Source organism: Streptomyces sp. TN58, from assembly GCF_001941845.1.
Taxonomy (GTDB): Bacteria; Actinomycetota; Actinomycetes; order Streptomycetales; family Streptomycetaceae; genus Streptomyces.
Genome location: NZ_CP018870.1, coordinates 5,161,678 through 5,177,884, shown reverse-complemented (window position 1 = coordinate 5,177,884; position 16,207 = coordinate 5,161,678). Strand labels below are relative to the sequence as shown.

Sequence of the window (16,207 nt, the reverse complement as noted above, 5' to 3'; positions counted from 1 at the left end):
CGCCGGGCGGGAAATGGATACCGCCCCCGCTCCGGACTTGGGGGTACCGGAGCGGGGGCGGGGTTCAGCGGGGGCCGGGGGTCAGCCCATGTGGGGGTAGCCGTACTCGGTCGGCGGGACCAGGGTCTCCTTGATGGAGCGGGTCGAGGTCCAGCGGAGCAGGTTGGACGCGGCTCCGGCCTTGTCGTTGGTGCCCGAGGCGCGGCCGCCGCCGAAGGGCTGCTGGCCGACGACGGCGCCGGTGGACTTGTCGTTGATGTAGAAGTTGCCCGCCGCGAAGCGGAGCTTCTCCATCGCGTCCGCCGCCGCGTAGCGGTCCGAGGCGATGACCGAGCCGGTCAGGGCGTACGCCGAGACGGACTCCATCTGGGCCAGCATGGCGTCGTAGTTCTCGTCCTCGTAGACGTGCACGGCGAGGATCGGGCCGAAGTACTCCGTCGTGAAGACCTCGTTCTCCGGGTCGGTGCACACGATGACCGTCGGGCGGACGAAGTAGCCCTCGGAGTCGTCGTAGCGGCCGCCGGCGACGATCTCGCAGGTCGGGTCGGCCTTGGCGCGGTCGATGGCGGCCTTGTTCTTCGCGAAGGACCGCTCGTCGATGACGGCGCCGATGAAGTTGGACAGGTCGGTGACCGGGCCCATGGTGATGCCGTCGACCTCGGCCGCGAAGGCCTCCTTGAAGCCGTCGTTCCAGATCGAGGCGGGGATGTAGGCGCGCGAGGACGCCGAGCACTTCTGGCCCTGGAACTCGAAGGAGCCGCGGGTCAGGGCGGTCTTCAGGATCGCGCGGTCCGCGGACGGGTGCGCGACGACGAAGTCCTTGCCGCCGGTCTCGCCGACCAGGCGCGGGTAGGACTTGTACTTCTCGATGTTGTTGCCGACCGTCTTCCACAGGTGCTGGAAGGTCTTGGTCGAGCCGGTGAAGTGGATGCCGGCGAGCTCGGGGTGGTTCAGGGCCACCTCGGAGACGGCGATGCCGTCGCCCGTCAGCAGGTTGATGACGCCCTTGGGCAGGCCGGCCTCCTCCAGGAGCTCCATGAGGAGGACCGCGGAGTGGGTCTGCGTCGGGGACGGCTTCCACAGGACCACGTTGCCCATCAGGGCGGGAGCGGTCGGCAGGTTGCCGGCGATGGCCGTGAAGTTGAACGGCGTGATGGCGTAGACGAAGCCTTCGAGCGGGCGGTGGTCGCTGCGGTTCCACACGCCGGCGGAGTTCGCGACCGGCTGCTCGGCCAGGATCTGGCGGGCGAAGTGGACGTTGAAGCGCCAGAAGTCGACGAGCTCGCACGGGGTGTCGATCTCCGCCTGCTGGGCGGTCTTCGACTGGCCCAGCATGGTGGAGGCGGCGAGCTTCTCGCGCCACGGGCCGGACAGCAGCTCGGCGGCGCGCAGGATGATCGCGGCGCGGTCGTCGAAGGACATCGCGCGCCAGGCCGGGGCGGCGGCCAGGGCGGCGTCGATCGCCTCCTGGGCGTCGGCCTGGGTGGCGTTGGCGTAGGTGCCGAGCACCGACTTGTGGTCGTGCGGCTGGACCACGTCGAAGCGCTCACCGCCGCCCATCCGCTTGACGCCGTTGATCGTCATGGGGAGGTCGATCGGGTTCTCGGACAGCTGCTTGAGCTGCTCTTCGAGGCGCGTGCGCTCCGGGGTGCCGGGGGCGTACGAGTGGACCGGCTCGTTGACCGGAGCGGGGACCTGGGTCACAGCATCCATGGGGCTGGTAACTCCTTGACCTGGTTCGTGGCTAGTTCTTGGTGATCATCGAGCGGACGAAGAAGAGCAGGTTGGCCGGCTTCTCCGCGAGGCGGCGCATGAAGTAGCCGTACCAGTCCGTCCCGTACGCGGTGTAGACGCGCATCCGGTGGCCCTCGGCGGCGAGCCGCAGGTGCTCCTCGCTGCGGATGCCGTACAGCATCTGGAATTCGTACTCGTCCAGTTTGCGCCCGGCCTTGCGGGCGAGCTCCTGGCCGATGGCGATCAGGCGCGGGTCGTGGGACCCGATCATCGGGTAGCCCTCGCCGTCCATGAGGGTCTTCAGGATGCGGACGTACGCCTTGTCGATCTCCGCCTTGTCCTGGTAGGCGACCTCGGCGGGCTCCTTGTAGGCGCCCTTGACGATCCGCACGCGGCTGCCGTCGGCGGCCAGGCGGCGGGCGTCGGCCTCGGTGCGGAAGAGGTACGCCTGGATCACGCAGCCGGTCTGCGGGAAGTCCTTCCGCAGCTCCTCGTGGATGGCGAACATCGAGTCCAGGGTGGTGTGGTCCTCGGCGTCCAGCGTGACGGTGGTGCCGATGGCGGCGGCGGCCTCGACGACGGGGCGGACGTTGGCGAGCGCCAGTTCGTGGCCGCCCTCCAGCGCCTGGCCGAACATGGACAGCTTCACCGACATCTCGGCCTTCTCGCCGAGGCCGAGCTCCGCGAGGCGCTCGACGAGCCGGAGGTAGGCGTCGCGGGCGGCGTAGGACTGCTCCACCTCGGTGATGTCCTCACCGACGACGTCGAGGGTGACCTCCAGGCCGGCCCGCGTCAGGTCCTCCACGATCGGGATGACCTGGTCGACGGTCTCGCCGGGGATGAACCGGTTCACCACGGGCTTGGTCACCGGGGCGGCCGAGACGATACGACGCATCTTGTCGCTGCGCGAAGCGGCGAGGATCACGGGACCCAGCACGGGGCACCTCCAGCGGGTGGCAGAAGAAAAGCGCAAGTGAAACCACCGTGAAACCTAAGGATCGCTTTGATCCTCTGCCATCGACAGCTGTCACGCATCCGTGTCCGCGATCTCATACATCTGTCTGAAGAGGAGGGGCGGGAGTGGGAGAATGGGCGCGTGAAGGGCGATTACCAGGACCTGGTGGACGAGATCTCCGCGCTGCTCGGCGCCCCGGCGACCCTGGAGAACCGGGACTTCCGCCTCATCGCCTTCGGCGCCCACGACAGCGATGACGACCTCGCCATGGACCCGGTACGGACCCGCTCGATCCTGACCCGGCAGTCGACGGCGGCCGTCCGGTCGTGGTTCGAGGGCTTCGGCATCGCCCGTGCCACCGGCCCCGTCCGCATCCCGGCGGCGCCCGACGCGGGGGTGTTCCGGGGGCGGATCTGCCTGCCGGTGCGGTTCCGGACCATCGTGCAGGGCTACGTGTGGCTGCTCGACCAGGAGCCCGGCACCCCCGGCCCCGACCCGGCGGCGCTGGCCGCGGCCATGGAGGTGGCCCAGCGGATCGGGGTGCTGCTCGCCGAGGAGGCGAAGGCGGGCGCGGACCTGTCCCGGGAGTTCCAGGCGGTGCTGACGGCCGGGCGGGGGTGGCAGCAGGACATGGCCGTGGCCGCACTGCGGGCCGCCCTCGGGCCGGGCGGCGAGGGCCTGCACGCGGCGGTGTGCGTGGCGCCGTGGACGGGCGACGCCCCGGCGTCCGTGCCGGGCGCGGCGGCCGTGTGCGTCGTACCCCGGCGGGGCGGCGGCGCGGGCGAGCCGGACGGTGCGCCGGGGGCCGGGCCGGCGGGTGCGGGCCGGGCTCTGGCGGTACTGCTCCGGCTGCGGTCGCCGGACGGGCTGGCTCCGGCGCTCACGGCGGTGGCGCGGCTGCTGCCGCGCACGGCGGAACCGGCGGCGGCCACGGCGGCGGGCACGGGCGCGGGCACCGCCGGATCGCGGGCGAGGGCGGGGGCGGGGGCGACGGCCGCGCCCGGCGCGACGGCCGGCGCAACGGCCGGCGCGGCGGCCGGGCCAGCGGGCGGCGCGCACCGGATGACCGCGGGCGTCGCCGATCCCGTGCGCGGCCTCGCCGAACTGCCCGCCGCCTGGGAGCAGGCCGTCGCCGCGGCCCGCGCGGCGGCCGCCGAACCGCGGCTCGGCCCGGTCGTCCAGTGGTCGCAGATCGGCCCGTACCGGCTGCTGGCGACCCTGGCCGCCGACCCGGTGGACGATCCGGCGGCCCGGCCCCTGCTCGCCCCCGCCCACCGCGAACTCGCCCGCACCGCCGAGGTGTTCCTGGACTGCGCCGGCCAGGCGGGCCGCGCCGCCGCCGCCCTCGGCATCCACCGCCAGACCCTCTACTACCGCCTGGGCCGCGTGGAACAGCTCACCGGCCTCGACCTGGACGCGGGCGAGGACCGCCTGCTGCTCCACATGGCCCTGAAGGCTTCCCGCCTGGCCTGAGGGTAATCCCCGGGCCCCTCTCAGGGCTGTCCCCGATGCCCCGGCGGCGCCCGGCCCCTACCGTCGCGAACAGCGCCGGCCGCCCCGCCCGCGGATCCTTTCCGCACCGGCCGGTGCGCCACGGAGGCTCCGATGAAGGCGATCGTCCAGGACCGGTACGGCTCCCCGGACGTACTGGAGTTGAGGGAGGTCGAGCGGCCCTCGGCCGGCGACGGGGAGGTGCTCGTACGGGTCCGCGCGGCCGCGGTCAACGCGCGCGACTGGCACCTCATGCGGGGCGACCCGTACCTGGCGCGGCCGGTGCTGGGCCTGCGCGGCCCGAAGGCGCGCATCCGGGGAACCGACTTCGCGGGCCGGGTGGAGGCGGTGGGCAGGAACGTGACCCGGCTGCGCCCGGGGGACGAGGTGTTCGGCGAGGCCGACGGGGCCTTCGCCGAGTTCGTTTGCGCCCCGGCCGGCGCGGTCGGGCCGATGCCCGCGAACCTGACCTTCGAGCAGGCGGCCGCGGTTCCGCTGGCCGGGAACACCGCCCTCATGGGGGTGCGCGACCTGGGGCGCGTGCGGCCGGGACAGCGGGTCCTGGTCAACGGTGCGTCAGGCGGGGTGGGGACCTTCGCCGTTCAGATCGCCAAGGCGTTCGGGGCCGAGGTGACCGGCGTTTGCGGTCCGCGGAACACGGAGCTGGTGCGCTCGCTGGGCGCCGACCATGTCGTCGACCACTCCCGCGACGACTTCGCCCGGGCCGGCCGGCGCCACGACCTCGTCCTCGACCTGGTGGGCAACCGGTCGCTCACCGACTGCCGCCGCGCCCTGACGCCCGGGGGCACGCTGGTGCTCTCCGGCGGCGGTGTGTCCGAAGGGGGCAGCCTGATGGGGCCGATGGCCCTGCTGCTGAAGGGCGCGGCGCTGTCCCCCTTCGTCCGCCACCGGCTGCTCGTCCTCACGGCGGCGCCGGACCACCGGAACCTGGCGGCACTGCGCGAGCTCATCGAGTCCGGCCGCGTGGCCCCGGCCGTGGACCGGGCCTACCCCCTGCACGAGGTGCCCGAGGCGATCAGGTACGTGGAGGTGGAGCACGCGCGGGCCAAGGTGGTCATCACGCTGTAGCCGGCCGGGGCCCTGCGCCGCGCCGATCGCCGGCCGGCCGGGGCTACTGCCGCGGGCCGGTCATGGCCTCGGCGGCCCGGCGCATGCCCTCGGTGAACTCCTCGGCCGTGGCGGCCGACTCCGGGTCGAAGAGCCACTGGATCATCAGGCCGTTGAGCAGCGCCTGGTAGAAGGAGCCCAGGGTCCGCACGTCTCGCTCTTCGAGCTGGTCCTCAGGGGTTCCCGTCAGCATCGAGATCAGCCCGCGCCGCCCCTCGGCCTGGGAGGCCGCGAGCATCGCCCGCAGCTCGGGCCGCTGGTCCCGGCTCAGGGCCACTTCCAGGCTGGCCGCCCAGACCGGCGCGGACTTCTCGTGCTGCGCGAGGACGCCCTCCCAGAGCGCGCGGAAGCGCTCCAGCGACCCGCCCTCACCGTCCAGGCCTCCCTGGAACACCGCCCCCCACTCCTCGATCAGGCCGGTGAAGGCCTCCGTGAGCAGGGCGTCCTTGGAGCCGTAGTGGTAGCCGATGGAGGCCAGGTTCGTCCCCGAGGCACTGACGATGTCGCGGGCGGTGGTGCGGACGAACCCCTTCTCCACCAGGCACTTCTTGGCGCCTTCGAGCAGGTCTTCACGATGTCCCATGGCGCCACCGTAGCAAGACGACCGTCCTAGACGGCAGTGCGAGACGATCGTTCCATACAAGCGTCATAGACGATCGTGTAATACATGTGTATGTTTCCTGGCATGACGAACCCCGCCGCCACAGCGCGACTCGCCGGCCGCCGCGAGTGGACCGCCTTCACCGTCCTGTTGCTGCCCCTGCTCCTGGTCTCCATGGACGTCTCGGTCCTCTACTTCGCCATCCCGGCGATCACCGCACAGCTGGACCCGACCGCCACCCAGCAGCTCTGGATCTTCGACAGCTACGCCTTCGCCCTCTCCGGCCTGCTGATCACGATGGGTTCGCTCGGGGACCGGATCGGCCGCCGCAGGCTGCTGCTGATCGGCGCGGGCGCCTTCGGCCTCGCCTCGGCCGCCGCCGCGTACGCCACCAGCGCCGAGATGCTCATCGCGGCCCGCTTCCTGCTCGGCGTCGGCGGTGCGACCCTGATGCCGTCCACGCTCGCCCTCGTCCGCAACCTCTTCCGGGACGACAGGCAGCGCGGCAAGGCCATCGCCCTCTGGTCCGGGGCCATGACCGGCGGCGTCGCCCTCGGCTCCGTGCTGAGCGGCGTGATGCTGAACCACTTCTGGTGGGGCTCCGTCTTCCTGGTCAACGTGCCCGCGATGCTGCTCCTGCTGGCCCTCGTCCCGGCCTTGGTCCCGGAGTTCAAGGATCCCGCCCCCGGCCGCTTCGACCTGCTGTCGGTCCCGCTGTCCATGGCCGCCGTGCTGCCGGTCGTGTACGGCCTCAAGGAGATCGCCGCCGAGGGCGTCGAGCCCCGCTACCTGGGGTGCCTCGCCGTCGGACTGCTCCTCGGCCACGTCTTCGTCCGCCGCCAGCGCGGCCGTGACGACGCCATGGTCAGCCGCTCGCTGTTCCGGGGCCGCGGCTTCGGCGCCGGCGTCGCCCTGAACACCATCGCCGCCTTCGCCATGCTCGGCTCGGCCTACTTCACCACCCAGTACCTCCAGTCGGTGCTCGGCATGGGCACCCTGGAAGCCGCCCTGTGGAGCCTCGCCCCCTCCGTCGTCATCGGCGCGGCGGCTCCGGCCTCCGCGGCCCTGGCCCGCAAGACGGACCGCGCCCACGTCGTCGCCGGCGGGTTCGTCCTCGCCGCTGCCGGATTCACGCTGATCGGCCTCGTGGACACCGACTCGCTGTGGCTGATCCTGGCCGGCTCGGGCGTCCTGGCCTCGGGCGTCGTCACCGTGATGTCCCTGGTCTCCGACATGGCCCTGGGCGCGGCCCCCGCCGAGAAGGCCGGTTCCGCCGCCTCCCTGCTGGAGACCGGTACGGAGTTCGGCGGCGCCCTGGGCATGGCGGTCCTCGGCAGCCTGGGCACCGCGGTCTACCGCGGTGACCTCGCGGACGCCGAGCCCGCCGCCCGGGCGACCCTGGGCGGCGCCGTCGCCACCGCCCACCGGATCGGCGGGCCGGCCGGCGAAGAGGTCCTGGCCCTGGCCCGCGAGGCCTTCGTCCACGGGATGCGGTACGCGGCCTGGGGCGGTACGGCCCTGCTGCTCGTGGCGGCCGTGCTCGCCGCGGCCCTGCTGCGGGGCACCGGCACCGGCACCGGCACCCGCGCCCCGGACGCCGCGGCGCGCAAGCACGAGGCGGCGTACAACTGACCGGCGCGGCGTGGCCGGTGGAACGCGGAAGGGCCCGGGGTCTCCCCCGGGCCCTTCCGCGTTCCACTGCCGTGGCGGCGTCAGGCGAGGCTGACGGTGCGCGCCGAGACCGCGCCGATCTCGGCGGCGATGTCCGCGAGGACACCCGCCGGCACCTCGGCGTCGACGGTGAGGACCGCCAGGGCCTCGCCGTGCTCCTCCGCGCGGGCGACCTGCATGCCCGCGATGTTCAGGCCGCCCTCGCCGAGGACGCGGCCGACGGTGCCGACCACGCCGGGGCGGTCGGTGTAGCGCAGCACGACCATGTAGTCGGCGAGCGCCAGGTCCACGTCGTACTCTCCGATGCCGACGATCTTCTGAAGGTGCTTCGGGCCCGCGAGCGTGCCGGAGACCGACACCTCCTGGCCGTCCGACAGGGTGCCGCGGACGGTCACCACGTTGCGGTGGTCCGGGGACTCCGAGCTGGTGGTCAGGCGCACCTCGACACCGCGCTCCTGCGCGAACAGCGGGGCGTTGACGTAGGAGACCGTCTCGTCGACGACGTCCTCGAAGACACCCTTGAGCGCGGAGAGTTCGAGGACCTTGACGTCGTGCTGGGTGATCTCGCCGCAGACCTCGACGTCGAGGCGGACCGCGACCTCGCCCGCGAGGGCGGTGAAGATGCGGCCGAGCTTCTCGGCGAGCGGCAGGCCCGGACGGACGTCCTCGGCGATGACGCCGCCCTGGACGTTGACCGCGTCCGGTACGAGCTCACCGGCGAGGGCGAGGCGCACCGACTTGGCGACGGAGACACCGGCCTTCTCCTGGGCCTCGTCCGTGGACGCGCCGAGGTGCGGGGTGCAGACGACCTGGTCGAGCTCGAAGAGCGGGGAGTCCGTGCAGGGCTCCTTCGCGTACACGTCGAGGCCGGCGCCGGCGACGCGGCCCTCCTTGAGGGCCGTGTACAGGGCGGCCTCGTCGACGATGCCGCCGCGCGCGGCGTTGACGATGCGGACGGACGGCTTGACCTTGTGCAGAGCCTCGTCACCGATGAGGCCGAGGGTCTCCGGGGTCTTGGGCAGGTGCACGGTGATGAAGTCGGCGACCTCCAGGAGCTCGTCCAGCGTCAGCATCTTGACGCCCATCTGGGCGGCGCGCGCGGGCTGGACGTAGGGGTCGTACGCGACGATCTTCATCCCGAAGGCCGACATGCGCTGGGCGACCAGGACGCCGATGCGGCCGAGGCCGACGACGCCGAGGGTCTTCTCGCTGAGCTCGACACCCGTGTACTTGTTCCGCTTCCACTCGCCGTTCTTCAGGGCGGTGTTGGCCTGCGGGATGTTGCGGGCGGTGGCGACGAGCAGGCCGCAGGCGAGTTCGGCCGCGGTCACGATGTTCGAGGTCGGGGCGTTGACGACCATCACGCCGGCCTTGGTGGCGGCGGAGACGTCGACGTTGTCCAGACCGACGCCGGCGCGGGCGACGACCTTGAGCTTCTTCGCCGCGGCGATGGCCTCGGCGTCGACCTTGGTGGCCGAGCGGACCAGGATCGCGTCGACGTCGACGATCGCGGGGAGCAGTTCGGCGCGGTCGGCGCCGTTGCAGTGGCGGATCTCGAAGTCCGGGCCGAGCGCCTCGACGGTGGCGGGCGACAGCTCTTCGGCGATGAGTACGACAGGTTTCGAGCTCACGTGGGTCATCCTCACAAGTCCAGTGCGGACGGCCGTCCCGACGGCCGCAGGCGGTGGAGGGGGTAGCCGCGTGGAAGACGCACGACACTGTGGGCCTGACGCGTATGTGTTGAGCAGTGTAGTGGCGCGGACGGGCCGGTTTTCCGCCTGTCCGGAAGGATCACTCTTCCGTGGTTGGCCGGGTTGGACAAGCCGTGACCGCCGCGACGCCCCGAGGGCCCGTTCCCGGCGCTCCGGCCACCGGTGCGGCATGTGCCGTACCGCCCGGTGATGCGCGGTGGGGCCGGGATTACCCGTCCCGGCCCCACCGCCGCGAGATCAGCTCTCGTCGTTGTCGACCCAGCTCATCAGCTTGCGCAGCTTCTTGCCGGTGGTCTCCAGCAGGTGCTCCGAGTCGGCCTTCTTGTACTCGTTGTACTTGGGCAGACCGGCCTTGTACTCGGCCATCCACTCCTCGGCGAACTTGCCGCTCTGGATCTCCTCCAGGACCTTCTTCATCTCGGCCTTGGTGGCGTCGGTGATGACGCGCGGGCCGGTGATGTAGTCGCCCCACTCGGCGGTCTCGGAGACCGACCAGCGCATCTTCTCCAGGCCGCCCTCGTACATGAGGTCGACGATGAGCTTCAGCTCGTGCAGGCACTCGAAGTAGGCGATCTCCGGCTGGTAGCCCGCCTCGGTCAGGGTCTCGAAACCGGCCTTGACCAGCGCGGACGCACCACCGCAGAGGACGGCCTGCTCACCGAACAGGTCGGTCTCGGTCTCCTCGGTGAAGGTGGTCTTGATGACGCCGGCGCGGGTGCCGCCGATGCCGGCCGCGTAGGAGAGCGCCAGGTCGAAGGCCTTGCCGGTGGCGTCCTGCTCGACGGCGGCGATGCACGGGACGCCGCGGCCCTCCTCGTACTGGCGGCGGACCAGGTGGCCCGGGCCCTTCGGGGCGACCAGGGCGACGTCCACGTTGGTGGGGGGCTTGATGAAGCCGTAGCGGACGTTGAAGCCGTGGCCGAAGAAGAGCGCGTCGCCCTCCTTGAGGTGGTCCTTGACGGACTCCTCGTAGATCTCGGCCTGCAGCGGGTCCGGGGTGAGGATCATGATGACGTTCGCCCACTCGGCGGCCTCGGCCACGGGGACGACCTTCAGGCCCTGCTCCTCGGCCTTGGCCTTGGACTTCGAGCCCTCCTTCAGGCCGACGACGACGTCGACGCCGGAGTCACGGAGCGACAGCGCGTGGGCGTGGCCCTGGCTGCCGTAACCGATGACCGCGACCTTGCGGCCCTGGATGATGGACAGGTCGGCGTCGTTCTCGTAGAACAGCTCGGCCACTGGGATATCTCCTTGGTGCGCTGGTGTTGCTCCCACCGTACGGCGGGGAACGGAATCTGAGTCTGTCGGTCTCGCTATGCGGGCCGAGCGTGTCTGCCGGGGCCCTGGACCCGCGTTCGCGACATGGGGGCGGGGCCCCGGGGCCGGAGCCGGGCGGCTGTTGTGCCCCGGCCGGTCCGGCCGTCCGGATCAGGCGCTGCGGTCGAGCGCGCGCAGGCTGCGGTCCGTGATGGACCGTCCGCCGCGCCCTATGGCGATCGTGCCGGACTGCACGAGCTCCTTGATGCCGAAGGGCTCCAGCATCTTGAGCATGGCGCCGAGCTTGTCGGAACCGCCGGTCGCCTCGATGGTGACGGCCTCCGGGGAGACGTCGACGGTCTTGGCGCGGAAGAGCTGGACGATCTCGACGATCTGCGAGCGGGTCTCGTTGTCGGCGCGGACCTTCACCAGGACGAGTTCGCGCTCGATGGCGTTGTGCGGCTCCAGCTCGACGATCTTGAGCACGTTGACCAGCTTGTTCAGCTGCTTGGTCACCTGCTCCAGCGGGAGGTCCTCGACGTTGACGACGATGGTGATGCGGGAGATGTCGGGGTGCTCGGTGACGCCGACCGCGAGGGAGTCGATGTTGAACCCGCGGCGGGAGAACAGGGCGGCGATCCGGGCGAGGATGCCGGGCGTGTTCTCGACCAGGACGGAGAGCGTGTGCTTGGACATGTGAGGCGTTCTCTCTCTCAGGCTCTCTCGGCTCAGTCGTCTTCGTTGTCGCCGAAGTCGGGGCGGACGCCCCGCGCTGCCATGACCTCGTCGTTGGAGGTGCCGGCGGCGACCATCGGCCACACCATGGCGTCCTCGTGGACGATGAAGTCGATGACGACGGTGCGGTCGTTGATGGCGTTGGCCTCGGCGATGACCTTGTCCAGGTCGGCCGGGTCCTCGCAGCGCAGCGCCACGCAGCCCATGGCCTCCGACAGCTTGACGAAGTCCGGGACGCGCGTGCCCTTGCGGGGCGCGGTGGACTCGCCGAGCTGGGAGCCGACGGTGTCGTGTCCGGTCTCGTCGGCGTGCAGGACGGTGTTGGAGTACCGCTGGTTGTAGAACAGCGTCTGCCACTGGCGGACCATGCCCAGGGCGCCGTTGTTGATGATGGCGACCTTGATCGGGATGTTGTTCAGGGCGCAGGTGACCAGTTCCTGATTGGTCATCTGGAAGCAGCCGTCGCCGTCGATCGCCCAGACGGTGCGCTCGGGCATGCCGACCTTGGCGCCCATCGCGGCGGGGACCGCGTAGCCCATGGTCCCGGCGCCGCCGGAGTTCAGCCAGGTGCGGGGCTCCTCGTACTTGACGAAGTGCGAGGCCCACATCTGGTGCTGGCCGACACCGGCCGCGAAGACCGTGCCCTTCGGCGCGAGCGCGCCGATGCGCTCGATGACCTGCTGCGGCGAGAGGCTGCCGTCCGCGGGCAGGTCGTAGCCCAGCGGGTACGTCTCACGCCAGCGGTTGAGGTCGTTCCACCAGGCGGTGTAGTCGCCGGCGCCGCCTTCGGTGTGCTCGGCCTGGACGGCCTGGATCAGGTCGGCGATGACCTCGCGGGCGTCGCCGACGATCGGGACGTCGACGGCGCGGTTCTTGCCGATCTCGGCCGGGTCGATGTCCGCGTGGATGATCTTGGCGTAGGGGGCGAAGCTGTCCAGCTTGCCGGTGACGCGGTCGTCGAAGCGGGTGCCCAGCGCGATCAGCAGGTCCGACTTCTGCAGCGCGGTGACGCCGGTGACGCTGCCGTGCATGCCGGGCATGCCGACGTGCAGGGGGTGGCTGTCGGGGAAGGAGCCCAGCGCCATCAGGGTCGTGCAGACCGGGAGGCCGGTCAGCTCCGCCAGGACCTTCAGCTCGGCGGTGGCGCCGGACTTCATGACGCCGCCGCCGACGTACAGCACCGGGCGCTTGGCCTGGCAGATGAGCTTGGCGGCCTCGCGGATCTGCTTGGCGTGCGGCTTGGTGACCGGCCGGTAGCCGGGGAGGTCCTGGGAGGGCGGCCACGAGAAGGTGGTCTTCGCCTGGAGGGCGTCCTTGGCGATGTCGACGAGGACCGGTCCCGGGCGGCCGGTGGCGGCGATGTGGAACGCCTCGGCGATCGTCTTCGGGATGTCCTCGGCCCTGGTGACCAGGAAGTTGTGCTTGGTGATCGGCATGGTGATGCCGACGATGTCCGCCTCCTGGAAGGCGTCGGTGCCGATCGCCTTGGAGGAGACCTGGCCGGTGATCGCGACGAGCGGGACGGAGTCCATGTGCGCGTCGGCGATCGGGGTGACCAGGTTGGTGGCGCCCGGGCCGGACGTGGCCATACAGACGCCGACCTTGCCGGTGGCCTGGGCGTAGCCGGTGGCGGCGTGGCCGGCCCCCTGCTCGTGGCGGACCAGGATGTGACGGACCTTCTTGGAGTCCATCATCGGGTCGTACGCGGGGAGGATGGCGCCTCCCGGAATCCCGAAGACGGTGTCGCACCCCACCTCTTCGAGAGAGCGGATGAGGGACTGCGCACCCGTGACGTGCTCAACTGCGGCGGACTGCTGTCCGCCGGAACGGGGCCGCGGCTGCGGATGGTGGGCCCCGGTGGCCTGCTCGGTCATCGGCATTCTCTTCTCGAAGCTGAGGGTTTTACGCGGATTCGACTCTGTGCCAGTGCAACAAAAAACCCCTCGTGCCAGGAGGCAAGCGAGGGGAGCGCGTCGGGTGTGTTGAGCGGGGACATGCAGGCCCCAGCTTCAGCCGACGCGCTTTCCAAGTACGAGAATTCGGGTGCGCATGGCACTGACCCTCCCTCCGGCGGGAGGGTGATGTCAAGTAGGTGGGACGGGCGTCTCATTATGTGAGCCTCTACGGATGACCATCGAACCCCCGGAGGAGCCTCCCGCCAGTGCCGGCTGGGCCGCTCCGCCCGGTACTGGGAACGTACCGCGCACCAGCGCACGGCGCAGCCTGTACTCGTCGAGGGGGCCGGAAAAGGCCGCCCCCTGGCCGTGCGTGCACCCCATCGCGCGCAGCGCGGCCACCTGCTCGGGCAGGTCCACCCCGTCGGCCACGGACCGCATGCCGAGGTCGTTTGCGATCCGCAAGAGCCCGGCTGTGATCTTGTGCAGGCGGGCGGACTCGACCACTCCCTCCACCAGGCCCCGGTCCAGCTTGAGCATGTCCACGGGCAGGCGGCGCAGGGCGCTGATGGCGGCGTAGCCGCTGCCGAAGCCGTCCAGGGCGATTCCCACTCCGAGCCGGTGCAGGGCCGCCAGGCGGCGCTCCAGGTCGTCGAAGGGGACTCGGGGGTCCGAGACCGCGAGCTCCAGCACCAGGGCCCCGGAGCGCAGGCCGTGCCGGGTCAGCAACGCTTCCACCGTGCCGAGCGGCATGGCGTTGTCCAGGAGCCGCTGGGCGGTCATCCGCACGGCCACGGGTACGTCGTGCCCGGCCCGGTGCCGGTCGGCGGCCTGCTCGACGGCCTCCTCCAGCAGCCAGCGGCCCAGCTCGGCGGTGCGCGAGGCGTCCGGGCCGGCGCCGGAGCCGCCGCCCGCCGAGCCCTCGCTGTACTCGGCCACCCGGAGGAACTCCGCCGGTGTGAAGAGGATCCCCTGGGCCGAACGCCACCGGGCCTGGGCGGCGACGGCCGCGATCTCGCCGGTGGCCAGCGAGACCACGGGCTGGTGCAGCAGGGCGAACTCGCCCTCGTGCAGCGCGGTGCGCAGCCGGCCCGCCAGCTCGGCCTTGCGGACCACCTCGGCCTGCATCTGCGGGGCGTAGGTCTCGACGCGGTCCTTGCCGCCCGCCTTGGCCCGGTACATCGCCAGGTCGGCGTTGCGCATCAGGTCCGAGGGAGTGATGCCGGGGTCGGCGAAGGCCACGCCGATGCTGGCGGCCACCCGTACCTCGCTACCGCCGATCCGGTACGGCTGGGAGAGCCTGGTGCGCAGCCGGTCGGCGATCTCGCGGACCTGGTACTCGCGGGCGCTGCGGTCGCGGCCGCCGTCGCCCAGGATCAGCGCGGCGAACTCGTCGCCGCCGAGCCGGGCGGCGGTGTCCCCGGCGCGGACGGAATCATGGAGCCGGCGCGCGGCCTCGATGAGCAGTTCGTCGCCGGCCTGGTGGCCGATGGTGTCGTTGACCGCCTTGAAGCCGTCGAGGTCGATGAAGAGCACGGCGGTGCTGTGGTCGCCCGCGCGGCGCCCCGCCAGGGCCTGGCGCACACGCCGGGTGAACAGCGCCCGGTTGGGCAGGTCGGTCAGCGGGTCGTGTTCGGCACTGTGCTGGAGCTGGGCCTGGAGCCGGACACGCTCGGTGACGTCCCTGCTGTTGAGGATGAGTCCGCCCTGGTGGCGGTTGACGGTGGACTCCACGTTCAGCCACTCGCCGCCGCCCGACCTGAAGCGGCATTCGATGCGGGTGGTGGGCTCCTCGGCCGGCGGTGCGGCGAGGAAGCGGCGTACCTCGTGGACCACGCGGCCGAGGTCGTCGGGGTGGATCAGGGTGGCCAGCTCGGTGCCGACCAGCTCCTCGGCCTCGCGGCCGTACACCCCGGCGGCGGCCGGGCTGACGTAGCGCAGGGTCCCGGTGGGTGCGGCGATCATGATGACGTCGCTGGAGCCCTGGACGAGGGAGCGGAAGTGGTTCTCCTTCTGGGCCAGTTCCTGGGTCAGGGCGATGTTGTCGAGGAGCATGATGCCCTGCCGGATCACGAGGGCGAGCACGACGGTGCAGCCGGTGAACACGACCATCCTGTCCACCTTCCGGCCGTCCACGACGTTGTAGAGGATGCCGAGGGTGCACACGGCGGCCGCCAGGTACGGCGTGAGGGCGGGCAGGGATCCGGTGATCGGCCGGCTGTGCGGCCGGTCCCTGCGCGGGTGCCCCGGCGGCACCGGCCCGTGGTGGATGCGCCGGGCGCCCCAGGGGGCGTACGCGAGCAGCAGCGAGCCGGCGAACCAGCCGGCGTCCAGCAGCTGGCCGGACTGGTACTCGGCGCTCAGGAGAGGCGAGGTGAACAGGGCGTCGCTGAGGACGGTCAGCGCCAGCGCCGCGATGGCGGTGTTGACGGCGGAGCGGTTGGTCTCGCTCCGCCGGAAGTGCAGCACCAGGACCATCGAGACGAGCGCGATGTCCAGCAGGGGGTAGGCGAGGGAGAGCGCGGCGCGCGGGACGCTGCCGGGGGCGCCGGACTGGGCGGTCTTGGCCGCCTGGGCCAGGGCCAGGCTCCAGGACAGGGTCAGCAGGGAGCCGCCGATGAGCCAGGAGTCGAGGCCGAGGCACACCCAGCCGGCGCGGGTGACCGGGCGTTTGGCGAGGACGAGAAGGCCCACGATGGCGGGCGGGGCGAAGCAGAGGAAGGCGAAGTCGGCGAGCGAGGGCTTCGGTACGGATTCGCCGAGGATCACCTCGTACCAGCCCCAGACGGCGTTGCCGCAGGCGCCCATGAGGGAGGAGAAGGCGAAGAGCAGCCAGGCGGGGCGCTCCCGGCTGTCGATCGTGCGGGCGTAGGTGTAGCAGGAGACGGCGGCGAGCAGGCCGGCGGCGCTGAGCCCGAAGTCGCCCATGATCTCGGCCACTTCCTCGGACCCCCAGTTGAGGGCGGCGCCGACGGCGTACCCCCCGCTGACGACCGCGAGGATCAGCTGCATCGCCAGACCCCTGCCT

General features: G+C 71.6%; 11 protein-coding genes. 3 read left to right on the top strand and 8 right to left on the bottom strand.

From position 1 onward, the window contains the following. Window positions 1-81 precede the first annotated feature (81 nt). Entirely contained in the window at window positions 82-1,713 is a 1,632-nt protein-coding gene (gene pruA / locus BSL84_RS23680) for an L-glutamate gamma-semialdehyde dehydrogenase (RefSeq protein ID WP_045320904.1), read from the bottom strand. Window positions 1,714-1,744: 31 nt separating this feature from the next. Then, the gene (locus BSL84_RS23675; protein ID WP_030036885.1) at window positions 1,745-2,671 is read right to left on the bottom strand and encodes a proline dehydrogenase family protein; all 927 of its coding nucleotides are present in this window, start codon (window positions 2,669-2,671) and stop codon (window positions 1,745-1,747) included. Between the two features lie 159 nt (window positions 2,672-2,830). On the opposite strand from BSL84_RS23675, the gene BSL84_RS23670 reads away from it, so the two are divergent. Next, window positions 2,831-4,162, top strand: coding sequence for a PucR family transcriptional regulator (locus tag BSL84_RS23670; protein WP_075971073.1), 1,332 nt, complete (start codon window positions 2,831-2,833; stop codon window positions 4,160-4,162). Window positions 4,163-4,294: 132 nt separating this feature from the next. Further along, window positions 4,295-5,269 carry an NAD(P)-dependent alcohol dehydrogenase gene (locus BSL84_RS23665; RefSeq protein ID WP_075971072.1) on the top strand — a complete coding sequence of 325 codons (975 nt, stop codon included), beginning with the start codon at window positions 4,295-4,297 and terminating at the stop codon, window positions 5,267-5,269. A gap of 43 nt (window positions 5,270-5,312) precedes the next feature. On the opposite strand, the gene BSL84_RS23660 is transcribed toward BSL84_RS23665, so the two are convergent. Further along, window positions 5,313-5,891, bottom strand: coding sequence for a TetR/AcrR family transcriptional regulator (locus BSL84_RS23660; RefSeq protein WP_030031179.1), 579 nt, complete (start codon window positions 5,889-5,891; stop codon window positions 5,313-5,315). A 102-nt stretch (window positions 5,892-5,993) separates the two neighbouring features. Between BSL84_RS23660 and BSL84_RS23655 the strand changes: the two genes are divergently transcribed. After that, complete coding sequence (locus tag BSL84_RS23655) at window positions 5,994-7,541, top strand: MFS transporter (RefSeq protein WP_075971071.1); 1,548 nt, start codon at window positions 5,994-5,996, stop codon at window positions 7,539-7,541. Between the two features lie 80 nt (window positions 7,542-7,621). On the opposite strand, the gene serA is transcribed toward BSL84_RS23655, so the two are convergent. From serA to BSL84_RS23630, 5 genes are all read right to left on the bottom strand, one after another. Continuing rightward, complete coding sequence (gene serA / locus BSL84_RS23650) at window positions 7,622-9,211, bottom strand: phosphoglycerate dehydrogenase (protein WP_030027477.1); 1,590 nt, start codon at window positions 9,209-9,211, stop codon at window positions 7,622-7,624. A 318-nt stretch (window positions 9,212-9,529) separates the two neighbouring features. After that, window positions 9,530-10,531 carry a ketol-acid reductoisomerase gene (gene ilvC, locus BSL84_RS23645; RefSeq protein WP_045320900.1) on the bottom strand — a complete coding sequence of 334 codons (1,002 nt, stop codon included), beginning with the start codon at window positions 10,529-10,531 and terminating at the stop codon, window positions 9,530-9,532. Between the two features lie 189 nt (window positions 10,532-10,720). Next, a complete protein-coding gene (ilvN, locus tag BSL84_RS23640; RefSeq protein ID WP_030027475.1) occupies window positions 10,721-11,245 on the bottom strand; it encodes an acetolactate synthase small subunit in 525 nt (174 codons plus the stop codon). A 32-nt stretch (window positions 11,246-11,277) separates the two neighbouring features. Then, complete coding sequence (locus tag BSL84_RS23635) at window positions 11,278-13,164, bottom strand: acetolactate synthase large subunit (RefSeq protein WP_030027473.1); 1,887 nt, start codon at window positions 13,162-13,164, stop codon at window positions 11,278-11,280. 204 nt (window positions 13,165-13,368) lie between these two features. Further along, window positions 13,369-16,191, bottom strand: a complete 2,823-nt coding sequence (locus tag BSL84_RS23630) for a putative bifunctional diguanylate cyclase/phosphodiesterase (RefSeq protein ID WP_107484927.1) — start codon at window positions 16,189-16,191, stop codon at window positions 13,369-13,371. Window positions 16,192-16,207: the final 16 nt, after the last annotated feature.